This is a genomic window from Pseudomonas sp. Tri1 (assembly GCF_017968885.1).
GTDB lineage: Bacteria > Pseudomonadota > Gammaproteobacteria > Pseudomonadales > Pseudomonadaceae > Aquipseudomonas.
The window spans coordinates 6,060,161-6,078,090 of the sequence record NZ_CP072913.1; the positions used below are offsets into that span (position 1 = coordinate 6,060,161).

The following is a 17,930-nucleotide window of genomic DNA, read 5'->3' on the forward strand; positions in this document are numbered from 1 at the left end:
GCCTGGCATGAGTGAACCCCGCTTCAACATTGTATTCGACGGAGCCCTGCTGCCGGGTGTCGATGCCACGACTGCAAAACTCAATCTCGCCGAGCTGTTCAAAAGCGATGTCGCTGCCATCGAACGGTTGTTCAGCGGTCGCAAGGTGGCCCTTAAAAGCAACCTGTCCCAAAGCGAAGCCCAGAAGTACCTGGAAGCGCTCAACAAGAGCGGAATCGATGCCCGAGTCGAAGCCGAGCCCGCCCTCCAGCTGAACCTTGGCGATGTACAGGAATCGCCACTGCAACCGAACGGACGGCACCCGGACTCGATCATTGAGCCTGTTTCGCCTTACGCACCGCCACGGGCCGCCGTCGGCGAAGCACTCGCCGAATACAGCACGCTCAAGCCCTTCAGCTTCGACGGGCGTATCGGCCGCCTGCGCTACCTGGCCTGGACCATGGTTTTGACCCTGGCCATGATGCCCGTGGTTGGCGTGGCTTTTTGGGTCAGCCTGTCCTGGCTGCTCACTTCCAACTCGATCGCTGCAATGATCGTCGGCGGGCTGGTGGCGGTAGTCATCGCACTGGGCTTTGCCTATGTGAGCATTCAGTTCAGCGTCCAACGCCTGCATGACCTGGGCTGGTCCGGGTGGCTGTGGCTGCTCAACCTCGTTCCGTTCGTGGGCAGCGTCTTCCCGTTCGTGCTCATCTGCATGCCTGGCAATGCCGGGGCGAATCGCTACGGCCCTCCACCACCGCCCAACAGCACCGCAGTCAAAGTACTTTCGTGGTTGTGGGTCGTCATGATCGTACTGATTTTCCTCGGCGCGTTGGCCGGCGCTTTCAGCGGTATCGGCGAGGAATACGGGAGCAGTTCCTTGAGCAGCTATGAAAGCAGCGAGTCCAGCGACGATGCCGCCGAAGAACCCGCCGTAGAGGCAGCCGAGCCCGCCTCGCCTTCTGTAGACTATGAAGAAGAGGAACAATAAGCGCGCTTGATGCCAGTGACAGCCCAGTCCACTGGTGGCGGGCTGTTGCGATGGAGAACTGCATGACCCGTTACGCTCTGATCACTGGCGCCTCCAGCGGCCTCGGCCTGGCCATGGCCGAGGCGCTGGCCCGGCGCGGCCGCAACCTGATACTGGTGGCTCGACAGCGCGATCGGCTGGAAAGTATTGCAATAGAACTGACTCAACGGTTTGGCGTGGAGGTGCTGTTCCGAGCTTGCGATTTGGGAGAGCCCCTCAGGCTTTCAGGTTTCCTGCTGGAACTGGAAGAGGGTGAGCGACACATCGACCTGCTGGTCAACTGCGCAGGCATCGGTACTTGCGGCCCGTTCCTGGGCCAGGACTGGATGACCGAACAGGACCTGATCGAAGTCAATATCCTCGCCCTGACGCGCCTCTGTCATGCGATAGGTAATACCATGGCCCTGCAGGGCGGCGGGCAAATCCTCAACGTCGCCTCGATCGCCGCATTCCAACCAGGGCCCTGGATGAGTACCTATTACGCCAGCAAGGCCTATGTACTGCACTTCTCCGAAGCCCTGCGGGTCGAACTCAAGAAGTGCGCGATCAAAGTATCGGTGCTTTGCCCTGGCCCGACCCGCACCGGCTTTTTCGCCCGAGCGCAGCTCGATGAACAAAAACTCACTGACAGTAAGTACCTGATGAGCCCGGAGGAAGTTGCACTGTATGCCGTGCGCGCACTGGATAAAAACAGGGCCATCATCATTCCCGGGCGCCGTAATCGCTGGATCGCCACGCTACCGCGACTGGGGTCGCGTTGGCTGGTCCGAACTGTCGCCGGCATGATCAATAAGGCCTACTGTCCGCGTTGAATACCCCTTTGCAGTTAAAACCCAGGCTCGCCAGCTGCGCCTTGAGTACACTCGAGCTCGACTAACCCAATGGAGAAACAGCTGTGGATACTCTGTTTACCAAGATCATCAACCGGGAGATTCCGGCCAAGATCATTTACGAGGATGACCAGGTTCTGGCCTTCCATGACATTGCCCCACAGGCACCGGTGCACTTTCTGGTTATTCCGAAGAAGCCGATCCGTACGCTCAACGACCTGACCGAAGAGGATAAAGGGCTGGCTGGGCATATTTTGTTCACAGCCCAACGCCTGGCCAAGGAGCAAGGCTGCGAAGACGGTTTCCGTGTAGTGATGAACTGCAATGAACTCGGCGGGCAGACCGTCTATCACATTCATATGCATGTGCTGGGACAGCGCCAGATGCACTGGCCACCGGGTTGATACCCTGACTCAACGCAAATCTTCGGCGGCCGATTCGGTTAAACTGGCCGCTGTGATTTTTCCCGGAGGTAAGCATGACTACCCAACGTCACTACTCGCCGATTGACCGCCTGCTGCTGCAAGCCGATACCGCGATGCGTACGCTGTTGCCCTTCAGTGGCCAGCCGTACCGCCCATCACCGGCTATCGTGCAGCCGGACGCACAGTTGAGCGACGAGCAGACGCGCCACGTCGCCGGGCTGATGCGCATCAACCATACAGGCGAAGTTTGCGCCCAGGCGCTGTATCAGGGCCAAGCGCTGACAGCCAAGCTGCCCCAGGTGCGCGAAGCAATGGAACATGCCGCCGAGGAAGAAGTCGACCATCTGGTCTGGTGCGAGCAACGCATTCGCCAGTTGGGCAGCCATACCAGCGTCTTGAACCCATTGTTCTATGGGATGTCATTTGGAATCGGTGCCGTGGCCGGTCTGATCAGCGACAAAGTCAGTCTTGGCTTCGTTGCAGCGACCGAGCATCAAGTGTGCAAGCATTTGAATGAGCACCTGGAGCAACTGCCAGCCGAGGATGAGAAATCCCGGGCGATACTGGAGCAGATGCGCGAGGACGAGGAACACCATGCCGAAAGCGCCCTCCAGGCCGGTGGTTTTCGTTTTCCGGCACCGGTGAAGTTCGGTATGAGCCTGCTGGCCAAGGTCATGACCAAGAGCACTTATCGGATCTGATGGCGAAATTGGAGTCAGCTCCCATAAAAAAGGCGACTACCCATCCCGGGAGTCGCCTTTTTTATGCTCGAAACTTCAGCGCGGCATGTTGCGTGCGTAGAAGATTTCCAGCATTTCGTGTTTCACACGCTCTTCCACCTGCGCGCGCTGTTCAGTAGACAGGTTGCTGGTGGCATCACCAAACAGGTAGTTATCCAGCTCAAAGTCCTTGAGCAGCATTTTGGTGTGGAACAGGTTTTCCTGATACACGTTCACATCGGTCATCTGGTACGCATCGCGCGTGTCTTCAGACAGGTAGTTCTGGATCGAATTGATCTCGTGATCAATAAAATGCTTGTGGCCTTCAACGTCGCGGGTAAACCCACGCACGCGATAATCCACGGTCACGATGTCCGACTCGAACTGGTGAATGAGGAAGTTGAGCGCCTTGAGCGGTGAAATGACACCACAGGTCGACACATCGATGTCCACACGGAACGTCGCAATGCCATCTACCGGGTGTATTTCCGGGTAGGTATGTACCGTGATGTGACTCTTGTCGAGGTGGGCCAGGATGATTTCAGGCAATGGGCCCGGGGACTCTTCGATCTGGCTGTCGGTCGGCGTCACCGGCTCTTCCGAGATCAGAATGGTTACGCTGGCACCTTGGGGTTCATAGTCCTGACTGGCGATGTTCAGGATGTTGGCACCAATGATATCGACAACTTCTGTGAGGATCTGCGTGAGGCGCTTGGCGTTGTACTCTTTATTGATGTACTCGACGTAGGCCTGCTGGTCTTGCGGAGTTTCCGCATAGCAGATGTCATAGATGTTGAAGCTCAAGGTCTTTGTCAGGTTATTGAACCCATGGAGCTTGAGTTTGCTTTTCACCGTTTGAAAACTCTCTATGTATTGCGGCCCGGCCGCGTGATCAAGCATGCCCGTCAGATGCGAACGACGCACCTGCGTAGGACGGTTAACACCTCTTCGCGATGGCGATTTTGGTTGTCTGTCCAGACAAGGACCGGTCACATGACCGATCCCTGCCCTGAAAAAAGTGGCGCATTATGCAGACGTCGGCTTCTGATCGCCAGAGCTTGCACTGCTTTTATGATGGTTGGATGTCGATTCAACCCAGTTCGATGATTTCATAATCGTGGGTGATTTCAACACCGGCAGCGCCGAGCATGATGGAAGCCGAGCAATATTTCTCGGCGGACAGCTCAATGGCACGCTTGACCTGGGCTTCCTTCAAGGCTCGCCCCTTCACCACAAAATGCATGTGAATCTTGGTGAACACTTTTGGATCCTCGGTGGCGCGCTCCGCTTCCAGGAAGGCTTCGCAGCTTTCGACGGCCTGGCGGGACTTCTTGAGAATGCTGACCACGTCGAAGTTGCTGCAACCGCCCACGCCCAGCAGGAGCATTTCCATTGGCCGAACACCCAGGTTGCGACCACCGGCTTGCGGCGGACCGTCCATGACCACCACATGACCACTGCCTGATTCACCGAGGAACATGGCTTCGCCAGCCCATTGGATGCGTGCCTTCATCGCCAAGACTCCACTGTTAAAAAGGGGGCGCCAGCTTAGCACAGCCCCCGTCATGACAGGCTCTGCCGTAAGACGCCTGGAGGCACGCATGTAGGTAAATTCTCAAATCAATTGAAGATGCCTCTGTTAAGCTGGCTCGGCTCGCTGGCGTATTGCCAGCTATCGCGATTGTCATCGTGCCTCATAAGAAAACCAAACCACCACACCGCGCAGTCTTTCGGGATACAACCATGGTTGCCATTACTCCCACGCTCAAGATCAAGAACCTCGACAAACTCCTGATGCACTGTCAGCGCCGTCGCTATCCAGCCAAGCACAACATCATTTGCGCGGGCGATCGCTCCGACACGCTGTTTTTCATCATCAAGGGATCGGTCACGATCCTGATCGAGGATGACGATGGTCGGGAAATGATCATCGCCTATCTCAATTCGGGGGATTTTTTCGGCGAGCTGGGGTTATTCGAACAGGCAGGCAAGGAGCAGGAACGCAGTGCCTGGGTACGCGCGAAAATCGAGTGTGAGGTCGCGGAAATCAGTTACAGCAAATTCCGGGAGCTGTCAGTGCAAGACCCGGACATTCTTTACGTCCTCAGCGGACAGATCGCACAGCGCCTGCGCAACACTACTCGCAAGGTCGGCGACCTGGCCTTCTTCGACGTGACCGGTCGCGTCGCCCGCTGCCTGCTGGAACTGTGCAAGCAACCCGACGCCATGACTCATCCGGACGGCATGCAAATCAAGGTAACCCGCCAGGAAATCGGCCGGATTGTCGGCTGTTCTCGGGAAATGGTCGGCCGGGTGCTCAAGGACTTGGAGGAGCGCAACTTGGTCAGCGTCAAAGGCAAGACCATGGTCGTGTTCGGAACGCGCTAGCCCCCGGATAGCGTGGTCAGCCATTGCCGATATAACGCATCGAGCCGCTCCAGCGCGCAAGGGGCCGGAAACTTCTCGTGCAAGGCAATATGGCTTTCGGCGCGAACGCGCTGCTCCAGACCACAAGCTTCATTGAAACGATTGACCGCAGCCACCATGGCTTCACGTTCGTTCTCTAGCAACAGCGCTCCATGCACCAGGCCCACCGGGCGTTGCCCGCCCTTGCTCTGGCGCCAGCGCTGCGCTGTACCAACCATTTTGCGACCGTCAAGATTGACGTTGAATCGTCCGTCGCAAAACGCACCGTCCACCTCCCCCAACGAAGCGACTCCGCCCAACTCATCGAGCAACTGACAGATGGGATCACACAAGCGGCGATACGCGGTTTCGATCCGGCCATGATCGCCTTCGCTGCGCGGTGGTGCGTAGACCAGGGCGATATTGACGGTAGCGGCAGACTGCGGCACCGGCTCTCCACCGGTTTCGCGCAACAGTACCGGCCAGCCGTTGGTGGCCGATACTTCGCATGCGTGGTCAAACCCCGGTAGGCGACTCAAGCGGCGCGGCATCACCAAGGCACGATCATGGGGTTGCCAGAACAACAAGCCGAACTCAGCATCCCCCGCGCAAATACGGGCCAGCAGATCCTGTTCGGCTTGCAGGCCGGCTTCGACGGTCAGGGAAATCACTGGCGACATTGAATCAGTCCAGTGTCGAACCGCTGACCGGGAGACCACGTTCAGGAAAGAACAATCGTTGCAATTCGGTGCCCGGGCTTTCGGCCCGCATGAACGCTTCGCCCACCAGGAACGAGTACACATCGCTGACTTCCATCAGCTCGACATCAGCCCGGTTGAGGATGCCACTTTCGGTGATGACCAAGCGATCACGCGGAATACGCGGCAGCAGGTCCAAGGTGGTTTCCAGGCTGACTTCGAAGGTGTGCAAGTTGCGATTGTTCACGCCAACCAGCTTGGTATCGAGGGTCTTCAGCGCGCGCTCCAGCTCGTCGCCGTCATGGACCTCCACCAATACATCCAGGCCCACGTCTTTGGCGACCGCCGCCAGCTCGGCCATTTTCACGTCATCGAGGGCCGAAACGATCAACAACACGCAATCGGCGCCCAGCGCGCGCGCCTCGACAATCTGGTACGGGTCGATCATGAAATCCTTGCGGATCACCGGCAGCTTGCAGGCCGCCCGCGCCTGCTTCAGGTAATCGTCGGCCCCCTGGAAAAAGTCGATGTCAGTCAGTACCGAGAGGCAGGTCGCGCCGCCCTTCTCGTAGCTTTTGGCGATGTCGGCCGGGACGAAGTGCTCGCGAATCACACCTTTGCTGGGAGAGGCCTTTTTAATCTCGGCAATCACCGCAGGTTGTTTTTTCTTCGCCTGATCGATCAGCGCCTTGGCAAAGCCACGGGGTGCATCCGCTGAGCGCGCGAGGTTCTCCAGCTCCGCCAGACTGACTCGAGCGCTGCGCTCGGCCACTTCTTCAGCCTTGCGAGCCAGAATTTTTTCCAGAACCGTTGGCACACTCATCCTTCGTTCTCCACTTTGAATACGGCGGTAAATGCACCCAATTCTTCGAGTTTTTCCCTGGCCAGGCCAGTGTGCAACGCATCGTGGGCCAGTTCCACGCCTTGCTTGAGGCTGCTGGCGTGGTCGGCGGCGTACAACGCAGCACCGGCATTGAGTACGATCATCTCAGCGGCTTTCTGGCCATTCTCGGTCTTGCGGCGGCCCAAGGCATCGCGAATCAGCTCCAGCGACTGGGCCGGGCTATCGACCGCCAGCCCATGCAAGCTCTGGCTCTTCATACCGAGGTCTTCAGGTTCGACCCAATATTCGCTGATCTGATCATTTTTTAGTTCGGCCACGAATGTAGGCGCCGCCAGGCTGAATTCATCCAGCCCGTCCTTCGAATGAACCACCAGCACGTGCTTGCTGCCCAGACGCTGCAGGACTTCTGCCAACGGCCGGCACAGCGCCTGGCTGAACACACCGATCACCTGATGTTTTACGCCGGCCGGATTCGTAAGCGGGCCGAGCATGTTGAACAGGGTGCGCAGGCCCAGCTCACGACGCGGCGCAGCGGCGTGTTTCATGGAGCCGTGATGATTCTGGGCAAACATGAAGCCGATGCCGACATTATCGATGCAACGCGCCACCTGGACCGCGGTCAGGTTCAGGTAGATGCCGGCCGCTTCCAGCAAATCGGCACTGCCACTCTTTCCGGAAACCGCGCGATTGCCATGTTTGGCAACCGTGCAACCAGCTGCCGCGACGACGAATGCCGCAGCGCTGGAGACATTGAAGATATTGGCGCCGTCACCACCGGTGCCCGCGACATCCACCACACCGTCCAAAGTCTTGAGCTCGACCTTGTCCGCCAGTTCACGCATCGCCGAAACCGCGCCGACGATTTCATCGATGCTCTCGCTCTTCATGCGCATGGCCATCATGAACGCGCCAATCTGCGCATCCGTGCATTGTCCGGTCATGATTTCGCGCATCACGTCGCGCATCTCGTCGGTGCTCAGGTCGAGATGGCCGACGATACGGCTCAGGGCTGTCTTGATATCCATGAAAAGTCCTTAGCGCGTGCCGCCGGTTTGTTTGAGAAAGTTGGCGAACAGTTCGTGGCCCTGTTCAGTGAGAATAGACTCAGGATGAAATTGCACACCCTCGATGTTCAGCGTCTTGTGGCGCAGCCCCATGATTTCATCCACCGAACCGTCTTCCAGCTGGGTCCAGGCGGTCACCTCCAGGCAGTCGGGCAGGGTTTCGCGCTTGACGATCAAAGAGTGGTAGCGGGTGACCGTCAGCGGACGATTCAGCCCTTCGAATACGCCCTTGTCCTCGTGGAATACCGGGCTGGTCTTACCGTGCATGACTTGACGGGCACGCACCACATCGCCACCGAACGCCTGGCCGATCGACTGATGCCCCAGGCAAACGCCCAGGATCGGCAGCTTGCCGGCGAAATATTTGATGGCTTCGATGGAAATGCCGGCTTCGGTCGGTGTGCAAGGACCGGGCGAGACCACAATGCGCTCAGGCTTGAGAGCTTCGATTTCAGCGATGGTCAGTTCGTCGTTGCGCACGACCTTGACCTCGGCACCCAACTCGCCGAGGTATTGCACAACGTTGTAGGTAAAAGAGTCGTAGTTATCGATCATCAGCAACATGGCGTAGCAACCTTTGGATTCACTGACTTTAAATACGGCCTTCAGAGCAAAAAAGCTCCCTGGCCACAGGTTGTTGTGGAGGATTTCAGTCGCCTGAAGTCTGCTCCGCCAACGCCACGGCGCGGAACATAGCCCGACGCTTGTTCAGGGTTTCTTCCCACTCCAACGCTGGCACCGAGTCAGCGACGATGCCGCCGCCGGCTTGCACGTGCAGCTCACCGTCCTTGATCACGGCGGTGCGGATGGCAATGGCGGTGTCCATGTTGCCGTTCCAGGCGAAGTAACCAACAGCCCCGCCGTACACACCCCGCTTGACCGGCTCCAGTTCGTCGATGATTTCCATCGCGCGGATTTTCGGCGCCCCGGACAAGGTGCCCGCCGGCAGGATCGCCCGCAAGGCGTCCATCGCCGTCAACCCGGCCTTCAACTGGCCGGTGACGTTGGAGACGATATGCATCACGTTGGAATAACGCTCGATGACCATCTTCTCGGTGAGCTTCACCGACCCCACTTCCGAGACGCGCCCGGTGTCGTTACGGCCCAGGTCGATCAGCATCAGGTGCTCGGCGATTTCCTTGTCGTCCGACAGCAGGTCCTCTTCCAGCGCCCGGTCGGCCTCTTCCGTGGCGCCACGTGGGCGAGTGCCAGCAATCGGCCGCACCGTGATGAGGTTGTCTTCGACCCGCACCAGCACTTCTGGCGAACTGCCCACGACATGGAAGTCGCCGAAGTTGAAGAAGTACATGTAAGGCGTCGGGTTGAAGCAGCGCAGAGCCCGGTACAGGTCAATGGGTGCCGCTTTGAAGTCGATGGACATCCGTTGCGACGGCACCACCTGCATGCAGTCGCCAGCGAGGATGTACTCCTTGATGGTGTCTACGGCCCTTTCGTAATCGTCCTGGGTGAAACTGGAGCGGAACACCGGGTCGGCCGCCGATTGCTTGCTGAAATCCAGGCCGGGGCGTGGTGTGATCGGCTGACGGAGTTTTTCCAGCAGTGCCTGCAGGCTTTGTTGGCCTTGCTCGTAGGCATCTTCCTGAGACGGGTCGGCCAGGACAATGGCGTGCATCTTGCCAGCGAGGTTGTCGAAAACGACGACGGCGTCGGACACCATCAGCAAAATATCCGGAACGCCCAGTGGATCGGGGTTCGGACAGGTGCCCAGGCGTTTTTCCACGTAGCGCACGCAGTCGTAGCCGAAATACCCCACCAGGCCACCGTTGAAACGTGGCAGGCCAGGGATGGTCGGCACGTTGTAGCGAGCCTTGAAGGTTTCGACGAACGCCAGCGGGTCTTCAACTTCCAGGCTTTCGATCTCGACGCCGTCGTGGGTCACGCTGATCCGATGGTCATGGACCCGCAGCACCGTGCGGCACGGCAGGCCGATGATGGAATAACGGCCCCATTTCTCACCACCCTGCACCGATTCGAGCAAGTAGGAGTTGGGCTGGTCGGCCAGCTTGAGGTAGATCGACAGCGGCGTGTCGAAGTCGGCCAGGGTTTCGCAGGCAAGCGGGATGCGGTTGTAGCCGGCAGCGGCTAGACGCAGGAATTCTTCGCGGATCATGGGGTGCCTCGTGGCAAGAGGAGCTGACAGTCAGGTATGCAAACGCGCCGGATAACCGGCCAGGATCACGTCAGGCGCGCCAACGCCAGCGGGCCAGGGCCTTGATGACTTTCATCCAGAGTTTGCGAGTGACCACCACGATGGCGTTTCCAGAAGAGGATTGAACAGCGTCGGGCAACGTTATCTCAGCGGCCGGGTCCAGGCAACCGGGAATTAACAGGCGCAAATCGTCGATTACCAGCGTCGGAAGCTCTTCGGCAATTGGCCGGCCAGGATTGTAGCCGTAACTCAACCCCACGCATTTTACCCCCGCTGCTTTCGCCGCCTGCACATCAATGACCGAGTCGCCAATGAACAGCGACTGGGAGGCCGGGATATTGGCCATTTTCATCACGAAAAACAGTGCGGCGGGATCAGGTTTTCTTTGCGGTAAGGTGTCACCGCCGATGATCCAGCGGAAATAGCGGCCGATTTTCATGTGATCCAACAACGGCGCGACGAATCGTTCCGGCTTGTTAGTGATCAGCGCCATTTCCACGCCCTGCTTTTGCAGCCATTTGAGGGTGGAACGCACGCCGGGGTAGACCATCGTCAGCTCGTGACTACCCTCGTAGGCTGCGTTGAACAGCTCCAACGCTCGCTCGGCCTCGGTCTCATCAACATCCTTGGCATCAATGTGGTTAGCCAGGGCTCGGCGTACCAGCGTGGGCGTGCCATTTCCCACCCACTGGCGTACCGCATCGAGCCCGGCGGGCGGCCGCCCAAGTTCGAGCAACATGTGGTCCACGGCCGCCGCGAGATCGGGAAGCGAATCGATCAGAGTGCCATCGAGGTCGAACATCACCAGACGCGGCAGGCTGCCGGGGAACAGCTGCTCGAAGCCGCTCATGGGCGAGCCAGGGCCAATTCGGCGCGCATCTTTTCAATGACCTCTTTGTAGTCCGGGGCATTGAAGATCGCCGAGCCTGCGACAAAGGTATCAGCACCCGCCGCAGCGATCTCGCGGATGTTGTTCACATTCACGCCACCGTCGATTTCCAGGCGGATATCACGGCCCGAGGCATAGATCAGCGCGCGGGCTTCGCGCAGCTTGTCGAGGGTACCGGGAATGAATTTCTGCCCGCCAAAGCCCGGGTTGACGCTCATCAGCAGGACCATGTCGACCTTGTCCATCACGTACTTGAGCACGTCCAGGGGCGTGGCCGGGTTGAACACCAGGCCAGCCTTGCAACCGCCTTCGCGGATCAACTGCAGGGAACGGTCGACGTGCAACGTGGCTTCAGGGTGAAAGGTGATGTAGGTGGCGCCGGCTTCGATGAAGTCCCCGACAATGCGATCCACCGGGCTGACCATCAAGTGCGCGTCGATCGGCGCGGTGATGCCGTACTTGCGCAGCGCCGCGCAGACCATCGGGCCGATGGTCAGGTTGGGTACGTAGTGGTTGTCCATGACATCGAAGTGCACGATGTCGGCCCCGGCGGCCAGAACGTTGTCCACTTCCTCGCCCAGGCGGGCGAAGTCGGCGGAGAGAATCGACGGAGCAATAGCGAAGGGCTGCATGACGCACCTGTTTTGAGCGAAATCACGATGGCGCGCATTGTATACCGCAAGATTTGGCGCGCCCACCGTGACAGTCGATCAATACGCCGCGCGGTAGATCTTCTCGATATCGCTGGCGCTCAGCTGGCGCGGGTTATTGCGCATCAGCCGCTCTATCCCCGCCGCTTCCACCGCCATCGAGGGAATCACGTCCTCGGTCACGCCCAGGCCGCTCAAGCCCTGGGGAATTTCCACGGCAGCACAGAGCGCAACCATGGCCTCCACGGCCTCATCGGCGGCCTCGAGATCACTCAGATGAGCGGTCTTCAAGCCCATGGCTTCGGCGATATCACGCATGCGCTCGACGCAGGCCATCTTGTTCCACGCCATGACATACGGCAGCAACAAGGCGTTGGCAACGCCATGGGAGACGTGGAAGCGCCCGCCCAATGGATAGGCCAGTGCATGCACCGCCCCGACCCCGGCGTTGCCAAACGCCATCCCGGCCATGAGGCTGGCGGTGGCCATGTCTTCGCGGGCTTGCAGGTGCGCGGGGTTGGCATAGGCCTTGGGCAGTGCGCGGGTGATCAGCTTGATCGCCCCGATGGCCAAGGCATCGGTGATCGGCGAGGCATTGAGCGACAGGTAAGCCTCAATGGCGTGCACCAGCGCATCGACGCCACTGGCCGCCGTCACGCTGCGTGGGCAGGTGAGGGTCATCTGCGGGCTGACCAGCGCCACGTCCGGCAGCAGGTAATCGCTGACGATGCCTTTTTTCAATTGAGCGGCCTTGTCGGAGAGAATCGCCACATTGGTGACTTCCGAGCCGGTCCCGGCCGTGGTGGGGATGGCGATCATGGGCGGGCCTTTGCGCGGGACCTGGTCGACCCCGAACATATCCTGCAGCTCGCCATGGTAACCGGCGTAGACCCCCACGCATTTGGCGATGTCGATGGCACTGCCGCCACCCAGGCCGATCAGGCCATCATGGCCGCCGTCGCGGTAGGCCTGCATGCAGTCTTCGACGATGGCGATTTCCGGGTCCGGCATGACCCGGTCGAAAATTTCGTAGTCGCGCCCGCCCAGGTGCTGCAGGGCCAGCTCCACGGTACCGGACTTGACCAGTGCGGCGTCGGTGACGATCAGCGGGTTGTCGACGTCCAGCCGGGTCAGCTCGGCCGCCAGTTGCTCGATGGCAGCGGCACCTGTGATCAGTTTATGGGCGATCTTGAATGAGGAAAGACTCATGTGCGCGGCCTCTTATTCGAGTATGGGCTGGCACAAGGATAGCTCGGTATTGGGGGTTGTCTGCTATTCAGCTTGTGAATGCAATAAAGGAACCTGCGGATGGGCCCCTGTGGGAGCGAGCTTACTCGCGATGGCGGCGGCACATTCAACATTTACGTTGAATGTCAGTGCGCTATCGCGAGCAAGCTCGCTCCCACATTGTGATCGGCTCAGACCTTTATACTTGCGCAGTACGCAGTTTCTCGCTGCGCCCACGCAACCACTCCAGGGTCAGCAGCAGGATCACCGAGAAGGCGATCAGCAGCGTCGCGGCGGCGGCGATGGTCGGGCTGAGGTTTTCGCGGATACCGCTGAACATCTGCCGTGGCAGGGTTGCCTGCTCGGGACCGGCCAGGAACAGGGTCACCACCACTTCATCGAACGACGTCGCGAAGGCGAACAGCGCGCCAGAGATCACGCCGGGGGCGATCAACGGCAGGGTCACCCGACGAAACGCGGTCAATGGCGAAGCCCCGAGGCTGGCGGCGGCCCGAACCAGGTTGTGGTTGAACCCCTGCAAGGTCGCCGACACGGTGATAATGACGAACGGCACACCCAGCACGGCGTGGACCACAATCAGCGAGATGAAACTGTTGCCCATCCCCAGTGGCGCGAAAAACAGGTAGCTGGCCACGCCGATGATCACCACCGGCACGACCATCGGCGAGATCACCAGGGCCATTACCAACGCCTTGCCCGGGAAGTCGCCACGGGTCAGGCCAATGGCCGCCAGCGTGCCGAAGATCATTGCCAGCAACGTCGCCGCCGGTGCCACGATGATGCTGTTTTTCAGCGCCCGCATCCATTCGGCCGAGGCGAAGAAATCGTGGTACCACTGCAGCGAAAAGCCCTGCAGCGGGTACACCAGGAAGCTGCCGGAGTTGAACGACAGCGGAATGATCACCAGCACCGGCAGAATCAGGAACAACAGGATCAGCCCGCAGAGGGTGCGCAAGGTGTAGAACCACACCCGTTCGACGGGAGACATGTAAGGACTCAGCATTTCGATCTCCCCTTAGCTCAGGCGCAGGCGGCTGGCGCCCACCAGCCGGTTGTAAATCAGGTAAAGCACGACGGTCGCCAGCAACAGCAGCCCGCCGAGCGCCGTGGCCATGCCCCAGTTGATGCTGGTGTTGGTGTAGAACGCGACAAAGTAGCTGACCATCTGATCGTTCGGGCTACCCAGCAACGCCGGCGTGATGTAGTAGCCGATGGCAAGGATGAACACCAACAGGCAACCGGCGCCGACACCGGCATAAGTCTGCGGGAAATACACCCGCCAGAAACTGGCGAACGGATGGCAGCCCAGGGAAATCGCCGCACGCATATAGGTTGGCGAGATGCCCTTCATCACGCTGTAGATCGGCAAAATCATGAACGGCAGCAGGATATGGACCATGGAGATGTAGACACCGGTACGGTTGAACACCAACTCCAGGGGTTTATCGATGATGCCCATGGCCATCAGGCCACTGTTGATCAGCCCGCCCGACTGCAACAGCACGATCCACGCGGCCACCCGCACCAGGATCGAGGTCCAGAACGGCAGCAATACCAAGATCATCAGCAGGTTGCTTTGACGCGACGGCAGGTTCGCCAGCAGGTAGGCCAGCGGATAGGCCAGCACCAGGCAGATCGCGGTGATCACCAGACCCATCCAGAACGTGCGGGTGAAAATATCCAGGTAAATCGCCTGGTCGGGGGTGGCCGGCGCCAGTTCACCGAGGTCATCGATACGATGATCGACGGCCGCCAGCAAGTAATACGGGGTGACATTGCTGGTGTTGCGACGGATCACCTGCCAATACGCTGGATCGCCCCAGCGCTCGTCGAGGTTTTCCAACGCTTCTTTATAAGAGGCCGGCTCGCTGGCAAACGGCAGTGCACGAGCGGTCTTGGTCAGCAGGCTGCGATAGCCGGCCAGTTCCATGTTCAGGCGCTTGGACAAGTCGCCCAGGGTCTGATTCTTGCGGGCTTCGGCCAGGTCTTCACTGGCAGCCTTATACACCGGCTCACCCGGCAACCCGCGCCCGTCCCATGCAGCGACGGCAGCGACAGTACGCGGCATGGCACCCACCACTTCCGGGTTGCTGACGCTTTTGAACAGCAGCGCCACGATCGGCACCAGGAACACCAGCAACAGAAACAGCACCAGCGGCGCGATCAGCGCCTGAGCCTTCCAGCGGTTGACCCGCTCGGCATGCTTGAGCCGCTGCTTCAGGGTGGGGCTGGTGCCCGCGTTCAGTGGAACGGCGATGGCCATGGCGAACTCCGCAAATCTTTTTGATCGTTACAGGGGCGGCGGGCCGCCTCTGTTCTTTTGAAACACCCGAGTTGATACAAGAACCTGTGGGAGCGAGCTTGCTCGCGATGGCTGCGGCACATTCAATACTGAGGTACCTGACAGACCGCTATCGCGAGCAAGCTCGCTCCCACATGGCTCTCATCCAGTTTCAGACCGTCGGGTTACTTCGCCGCCCAGGAGTTGAAGCGCTGCTCCAGTTGCTCACCGTTGTCAGCCCAGAAGCTGACGTCGATCTGCACCTGGTTGGCGATGTTTTCCGGGGTGGTCGGCATGTTGGTCAGGACATCCTTGGCCAGCAACGGCACTGCCTGGGTGTTCGCCGGACCGTAGGCGATGTTTTCCGAGTAGGTCTTCTGCTGCTGCGGCGCCACCGAGAAGGCGATGAATTTCTTCGCCGCTTCGGCGCGGGTCTTGTCCAGGCCACGCGGGATGGCCCAGGCATCGAAATCGTAGATCCCGCCGTTCCACACCACTTTCAGGTTGCTTTCTTTCTGGACCGCAGCGATCCGACCGTTGTAGGCCGAACTCATGACCACGTCACCGGACGCCAGGTACTGCGGCGGCTGAGCGCCAGCTTCCCACCACTGGATGTTCGGCTTGAGTTCGTCGAGTTTCTTGAATGCACGGTCCTGGCCGTCTTTGCCGGCCAGCACTTTGTAGACGTCTTTCGGCGCGACGCCGTCGGCCATCAAGGCGAATTCCAGGGTGTACTTGGCGCCCTTGCGCAGGCCGCGCTTGCCCGGGAATTGCTTGGTGTCCCAGAAGTCTGCCCAACTGGTCGGCGCGGTCTTCAGTTTGTCGGCGTTGTAGGCCAGTACGGTCGACCACACGAAGAAACCGACGCCGCACGGCTGGATGGCACCTTTGACGTAGTCTTCAGCCTTGCCGAACAGGGCCGGGTCCAGTTGTTCGAACATGTCTTCGTCACAACCACGGGACAACTCCGGGGACTCGACTTCCACCAAATCCCAGGAAACGCTCTTGGTGTCGACCATGGCCTTGACCTTGGCCATTTCACCGTTGTACTCGCCAGCTACGATCTTGCCGTTACCGGCCGCTTCCCACGGTGCGTAGAAGGCTTTGACCTGAGCCGCCTTGTTCGCCCCGCCGAAAGACACCACGGTCAGGTCCGGGCCCGCCGCCATCGCGCTTGCCGCACCTATCATGCCCAGGGTCAGGGCTGTGAACTTCAGGGATCTCAACATTTATTGTTCTCTCCACGTGCAGGGTTGGTGTTGGTACAGCAGGGGGCGATCAATTCGCCTCTAGAAGGGGATCGAGCGCACGCACGTGCTCGACTTGCCAGCCAAGCGGAACCACGTCCCCGACGGCGAGCCCGGGATCGAGCTCGGCAATCGGTTGTTTCACGAAGAAGTCGTTCTTGCCGCAGACTTCCAGGCGAACCCGGACGTGGTCGCCCAGATAGATGAATTCCGCCACCCTCCCTGAGAAGCGGTTGACACATTGTTCGCTTGCGCCATTGAGGCTCACCCGTTCCGGACGAATCGACAGGGTCACCGGTTCGCCAGGCTTGCCGACGTTCACCGCCAGCGCCTCGACCTTCTCGCCGCGCCCCAGCTCAACCAGGCAACGGTCACCGGTGTGGCTGTGCAGGCGGCCGTTGAGGCGGTTGTTCTCGCCGATGAAATTGGCGACGAAGGTGTTTTTCGGCTCTTCATAGAGCGTGCGCGGTGGGGCAATCTGCTGGATCTCGCCCTGGTGGAACACCGCCACGCGGTCGGACATGGTCAAGGCTTCGCCCTGGTCGTGGGTCACGTAGACCACGGTCACGCCCAGGCGCTGGTGAAGGTGTTTGATTTCCATCTGCATGTGTTCACGCAGTTGCTTGTCCAGCGCACCGAGAGGTTCGTCCATCAGCACCAACTGCGGTTCGAACACCAGGGCCCGGGCCAGGGCCACCCGTTGCTGCTGGCCACCGGACAATTGCGCCGGATAGCGTTGGGCGAAGGTGTCCAGCTGGACCATGCTCAAGACGCGCTTGACCCGATCACTCACATCGCTCTTGTTCAGGCCTCGCACGGTCAGCGGGAACGCCAGGTTCTCGGCAACGGTCATGTGCGGGAACAACGCGTAGTTCTGGAACACCATGCCGATGTCACGCTTGTGCGGCGGCACGTTGTTGATGGAACGCCCGGCCAGCTGGATCTCACCGGCGGTTGGCGTTTCAAACCCGGCGAGCATCATCAGGCTGGTGGTCTTGCCGGAGCCGGACGGCCCGAGCAGGGTCAGGAATTCGCCTTTGCGAATCTCCAGGTTGAGGTCCTTGACGATCAGGTTTTCGCCGTCGTAGCTCTTTTGCACACCACGAAAGCTGACCAGCACATCACTGGCCCCCGCACTTGAATCGACCTGGCTCATACCCGCACCTTTTGTATTGATGACTGCTTGTGAATCAAGCCTAGTGGACCCTGGGGGCTGCGCAAATCGGGAGGCAGGAGAGAATCGCCTCAGCCGGATGGAAGAGTCGGGGTAGGGATTGCCCTACAGCGATGGCGGGATTGGATAAGGGCGGCGGTGAGTTTGAAGCGGCGAGCTGCAAGTGTTGGGTAAAAGCGGTGTTGGGGCGTGTCGCAAATAGGTATGTCGACACTATCCCCTGTGGGAGCGCGCTTGTTCGCGATAGCGGTGTGTCAGCCAACATCGATGCTGAAT

19 protein-coding genes are annotated in these 17,930 nt (G+C 59.6%); 5 read left to right on the forward strand and 14 right to left on the reverse strand.

Going from position 1 to position 17,930, the window contains the following annotated elements; translation table 11 throughout:
• The first annotated feature begins 7 nt into the window (after window positions 1–7).
• From J9870_RS26465 to coq7, 4 genes are all read left to right on the forward strand, one after another.
• A complete protein-coding gene (locus J9870_RS26465; protein ID WP_210641412.1) occupies window positions 8–970 on the forward strand; it encodes a DUF805 domain-containing protein in 963 nt (320 codons plus the stop codon).
• A 62-nt stretch (window positions 971–1,032) separates the two neighbouring features.
• Window positions 1,033–1,821, forward strand: a complete 789-nt coding sequence (locus tag J9870_RS26470) for an SDR family oxidoreductase (protein WP_210641414.1) — start codon at window positions 1,033–1,035, stop codon at window positions 1,819–1,821.
• 83 nt (window positions 1,822–1,904) lie between these two features.
• Window positions 1,905–2,243: a histidine triad nucleotide-binding protein gene (locus tag J9870_RS26475; protein WP_123343850.1), complete on the forward strand. Its 339-nt coding sequence runs from the start codon at window positions 1,905–1,907 to the stop codon at window positions 2,241–2,243.
• A gap of 74 nt (window positions 2,244–2,317) precedes the next feature.
• A complete protein-coding gene (coq7, locus tag J9870_RS26480; protein WP_210641420.1) occupies window positions 2,318–2,965 on the forward strand; it encodes a 2-polyprenyl-3-methyl-6-methoxy-1,4-benzoquinone monooxygenase in 648 nt (215 codons plus the stop codon).
• A gap of 75 nt (window positions 2,966–3,040) precedes the next feature.
• On the opposite strand, the gene speD is transcribed toward coq7, so the two are convergent.
• The gene (gene speD / locus J9870_RS26485; protein ID WP_210645435.1) at window positions 3,041–3,835 is read right to left on the reverse strand and encodes an adenosylmethionine decarboxylase; all 795 of its coding nucleotides are present in this window, start codon (window positions 3,833–3,835) and stop codon (window positions 3,041–3,043) included.
• Between the two features lie 238 nt (window positions 3,836–4,073).
• Window positions 4,074–4,496 carry an OsmC family protein gene (locus tag J9870_RS26490; RefSeq protein WP_210641422.1) on the reverse strand — a complete coding sequence of 141 codons (423 nt, stop codon included), beginning with the start codon at window positions 4,494–4,496 and terminating at the stop codon, window positions 4,074–4,076.
• A 230-nt stretch (window positions 4,497–4,726) separates the two neighbouring features.
• Between J9870_RS26490 and crp the strand changes: the two genes are divergently transcribed.
• A complete protein-coding gene (crp, locus tag J9870_RS26495; RefSeq protein ID WP_210641429.1) occupies window positions 4,727–5,371 on the forward strand; it encodes a cAMP-activated global transcriptional regulator CRP in 645 nt (214 codons plus the stop codon).
• Here the strand turns inward: crp and J9870_RS26500 are convergent.
• The 12 genes from J9870_RS26500 to J9870_RS26555 all read right to left on the reverse strand — a co-directional run bounded on the left by J9870_RS26500 (window position 5,368) and on the right by J9870_RS26555 (window position 17,636).
• Window positions 5,368–6,069 (reverse strand): lipoate--protein ligase family protein, encoded by a 702-nt coding sequence (locus tag J9870_RS26500; protein WP_210641431.1) that lies wholly within the window; start codon window positions 6,067–6,069, stop codon window positions 5,368–5,370. The two genes, crp and J9870_RS26500, sit on opposite strands and share 4 nt — an antisense overlap.
• Before the next feature lie 4 nt (window positions 6,070–6,073).
• Window positions 6,074–6,910, reverse strand: a complete 837-nt coding sequence (gene trpC, locus J9870_RS26505) for an indole-3-glycerol phosphate synthase TrpC (protein ID WP_210641433.1) — start codon at window positions 6,908–6,910, stop codon at window positions 6,074–6,076.
• A complete protein-coding gene (trpD, locus tag J9870_RS26510) occupies window positions 6,907–7,956 on the reverse strand; it encodes an anthranilate phosphoribosyltransferase (RefSeq protein ID WP_210641435.1) in 1,050 nt (349 codons plus the stop codon). The genes trpC and trpD overlap by 4 nt, the downstream gene beginning before the upstream one ends.
• A 9-nt stretch (window positions 7,957–7,965) precedes the next feature.
• Window positions 7,966–8,559 (reverse strand): aminodeoxychorismate/anthranilate synthase component II, encoded by a 594-nt coding sequence (locus J9870_RS26515; RefSeq protein ID WP_210641437.1) that lies wholly within the window; start codon window positions 8,557–8,559, stop codon window positions 7,966–7,968.
• 85 nt (window positions 8,560–8,644) lie between these two features.
• Window positions 8,645–10,126, reverse strand: a complete 1,482-nt coding sequence (gene trpE / locus J9870_RS26520) for an anthranilate synthase component I (protein ID WP_210641446.1) — start codon at window positions 10,124–10,126, stop codon at window positions 8,645–8,647.
• A gap of 70 nt (window positions 10,127–10,196) precedes the next feature.
• Entirely contained in the window at window positions 10,197–11,015 is an 819-nt protein-coding gene (locus J9870_RS26525) for a phosphoglycolate phosphatase (RefSeq protein ID WP_210641448.1), read from the reverse strand.
• Window positions 11,012–11,686: a ribulose-phosphate 3-epimerase gene (rpe, locus tag J9870_RS26530; protein ID WP_210641449.1), complete on the reverse strand. Its 675-nt coding sequence runs from the start codon at window positions 11,684–11,686 to the stop codon at window positions 11,012–11,014. Before rpe ends, J9870_RS26525 begins: the two co-directional genes overlap by 4 nt.
• A gap of 78 nt (window positions 11,687–11,764) precedes the next feature.
• A complete protein-coding gene (locus tag J9870_RS26535; protein ID WP_210641451.1) occupies window positions 11,765–12,913 on the reverse strand; it encodes an iron-containing alcohol dehydrogenase in 1,149 nt (382 codons plus the stop codon).
• A gap of 217 nt (window positions 12,914–13,130) precedes the next feature.
• Window positions 13,131–13,955 carry an ABC transporter permease gene (locus J9870_RS26540; protein WP_210641453.1) on the reverse strand — a complete coding sequence of 275 codons (825 nt, stop codon included), beginning with the start codon at window positions 13,953–13,955 and terminating at the stop codon, window positions 13,131–13,133.
• Window positions 13,956–13,967: 12 nt separating this feature from the next.
• Entirely contained in the window at window positions 13,968–15,215 is a 1,248-nt protein-coding gene (locus J9870_RS26545) for an ABC transporter permease (protein ID WP_210641455.1), read from the reverse strand.
• A gap of 203 nt (window positions 15,216–15,418) precedes the next feature.
• The gene (locus J9870_RS26550; protein WP_210641457.1) at window positions 15,419–16,462 is read right to left on the reverse strand and encodes an ABC transporter substrate-binding protein; all 1,044 of its coding nucleotides are present in this window, start codon (window positions 16,460–16,462) and stop codon (window positions 15,419–15,421) included.
• Between the two features lie 49 nt (window positions 16,463–16,511).
• Window positions 16,512–17,636: an ABC transporter ATP-binding protein gene (locus J9870_RS26555; RefSeq protein WP_210641458.1), complete on the reverse strand. Its 1,125-nt coding sequence runs from the start codon at window positions 17,634–17,636 to the stop codon at window positions 16,512–16,514.
• Window positions 17,637–17,930 lie beyond the last annotated feature (294 nt).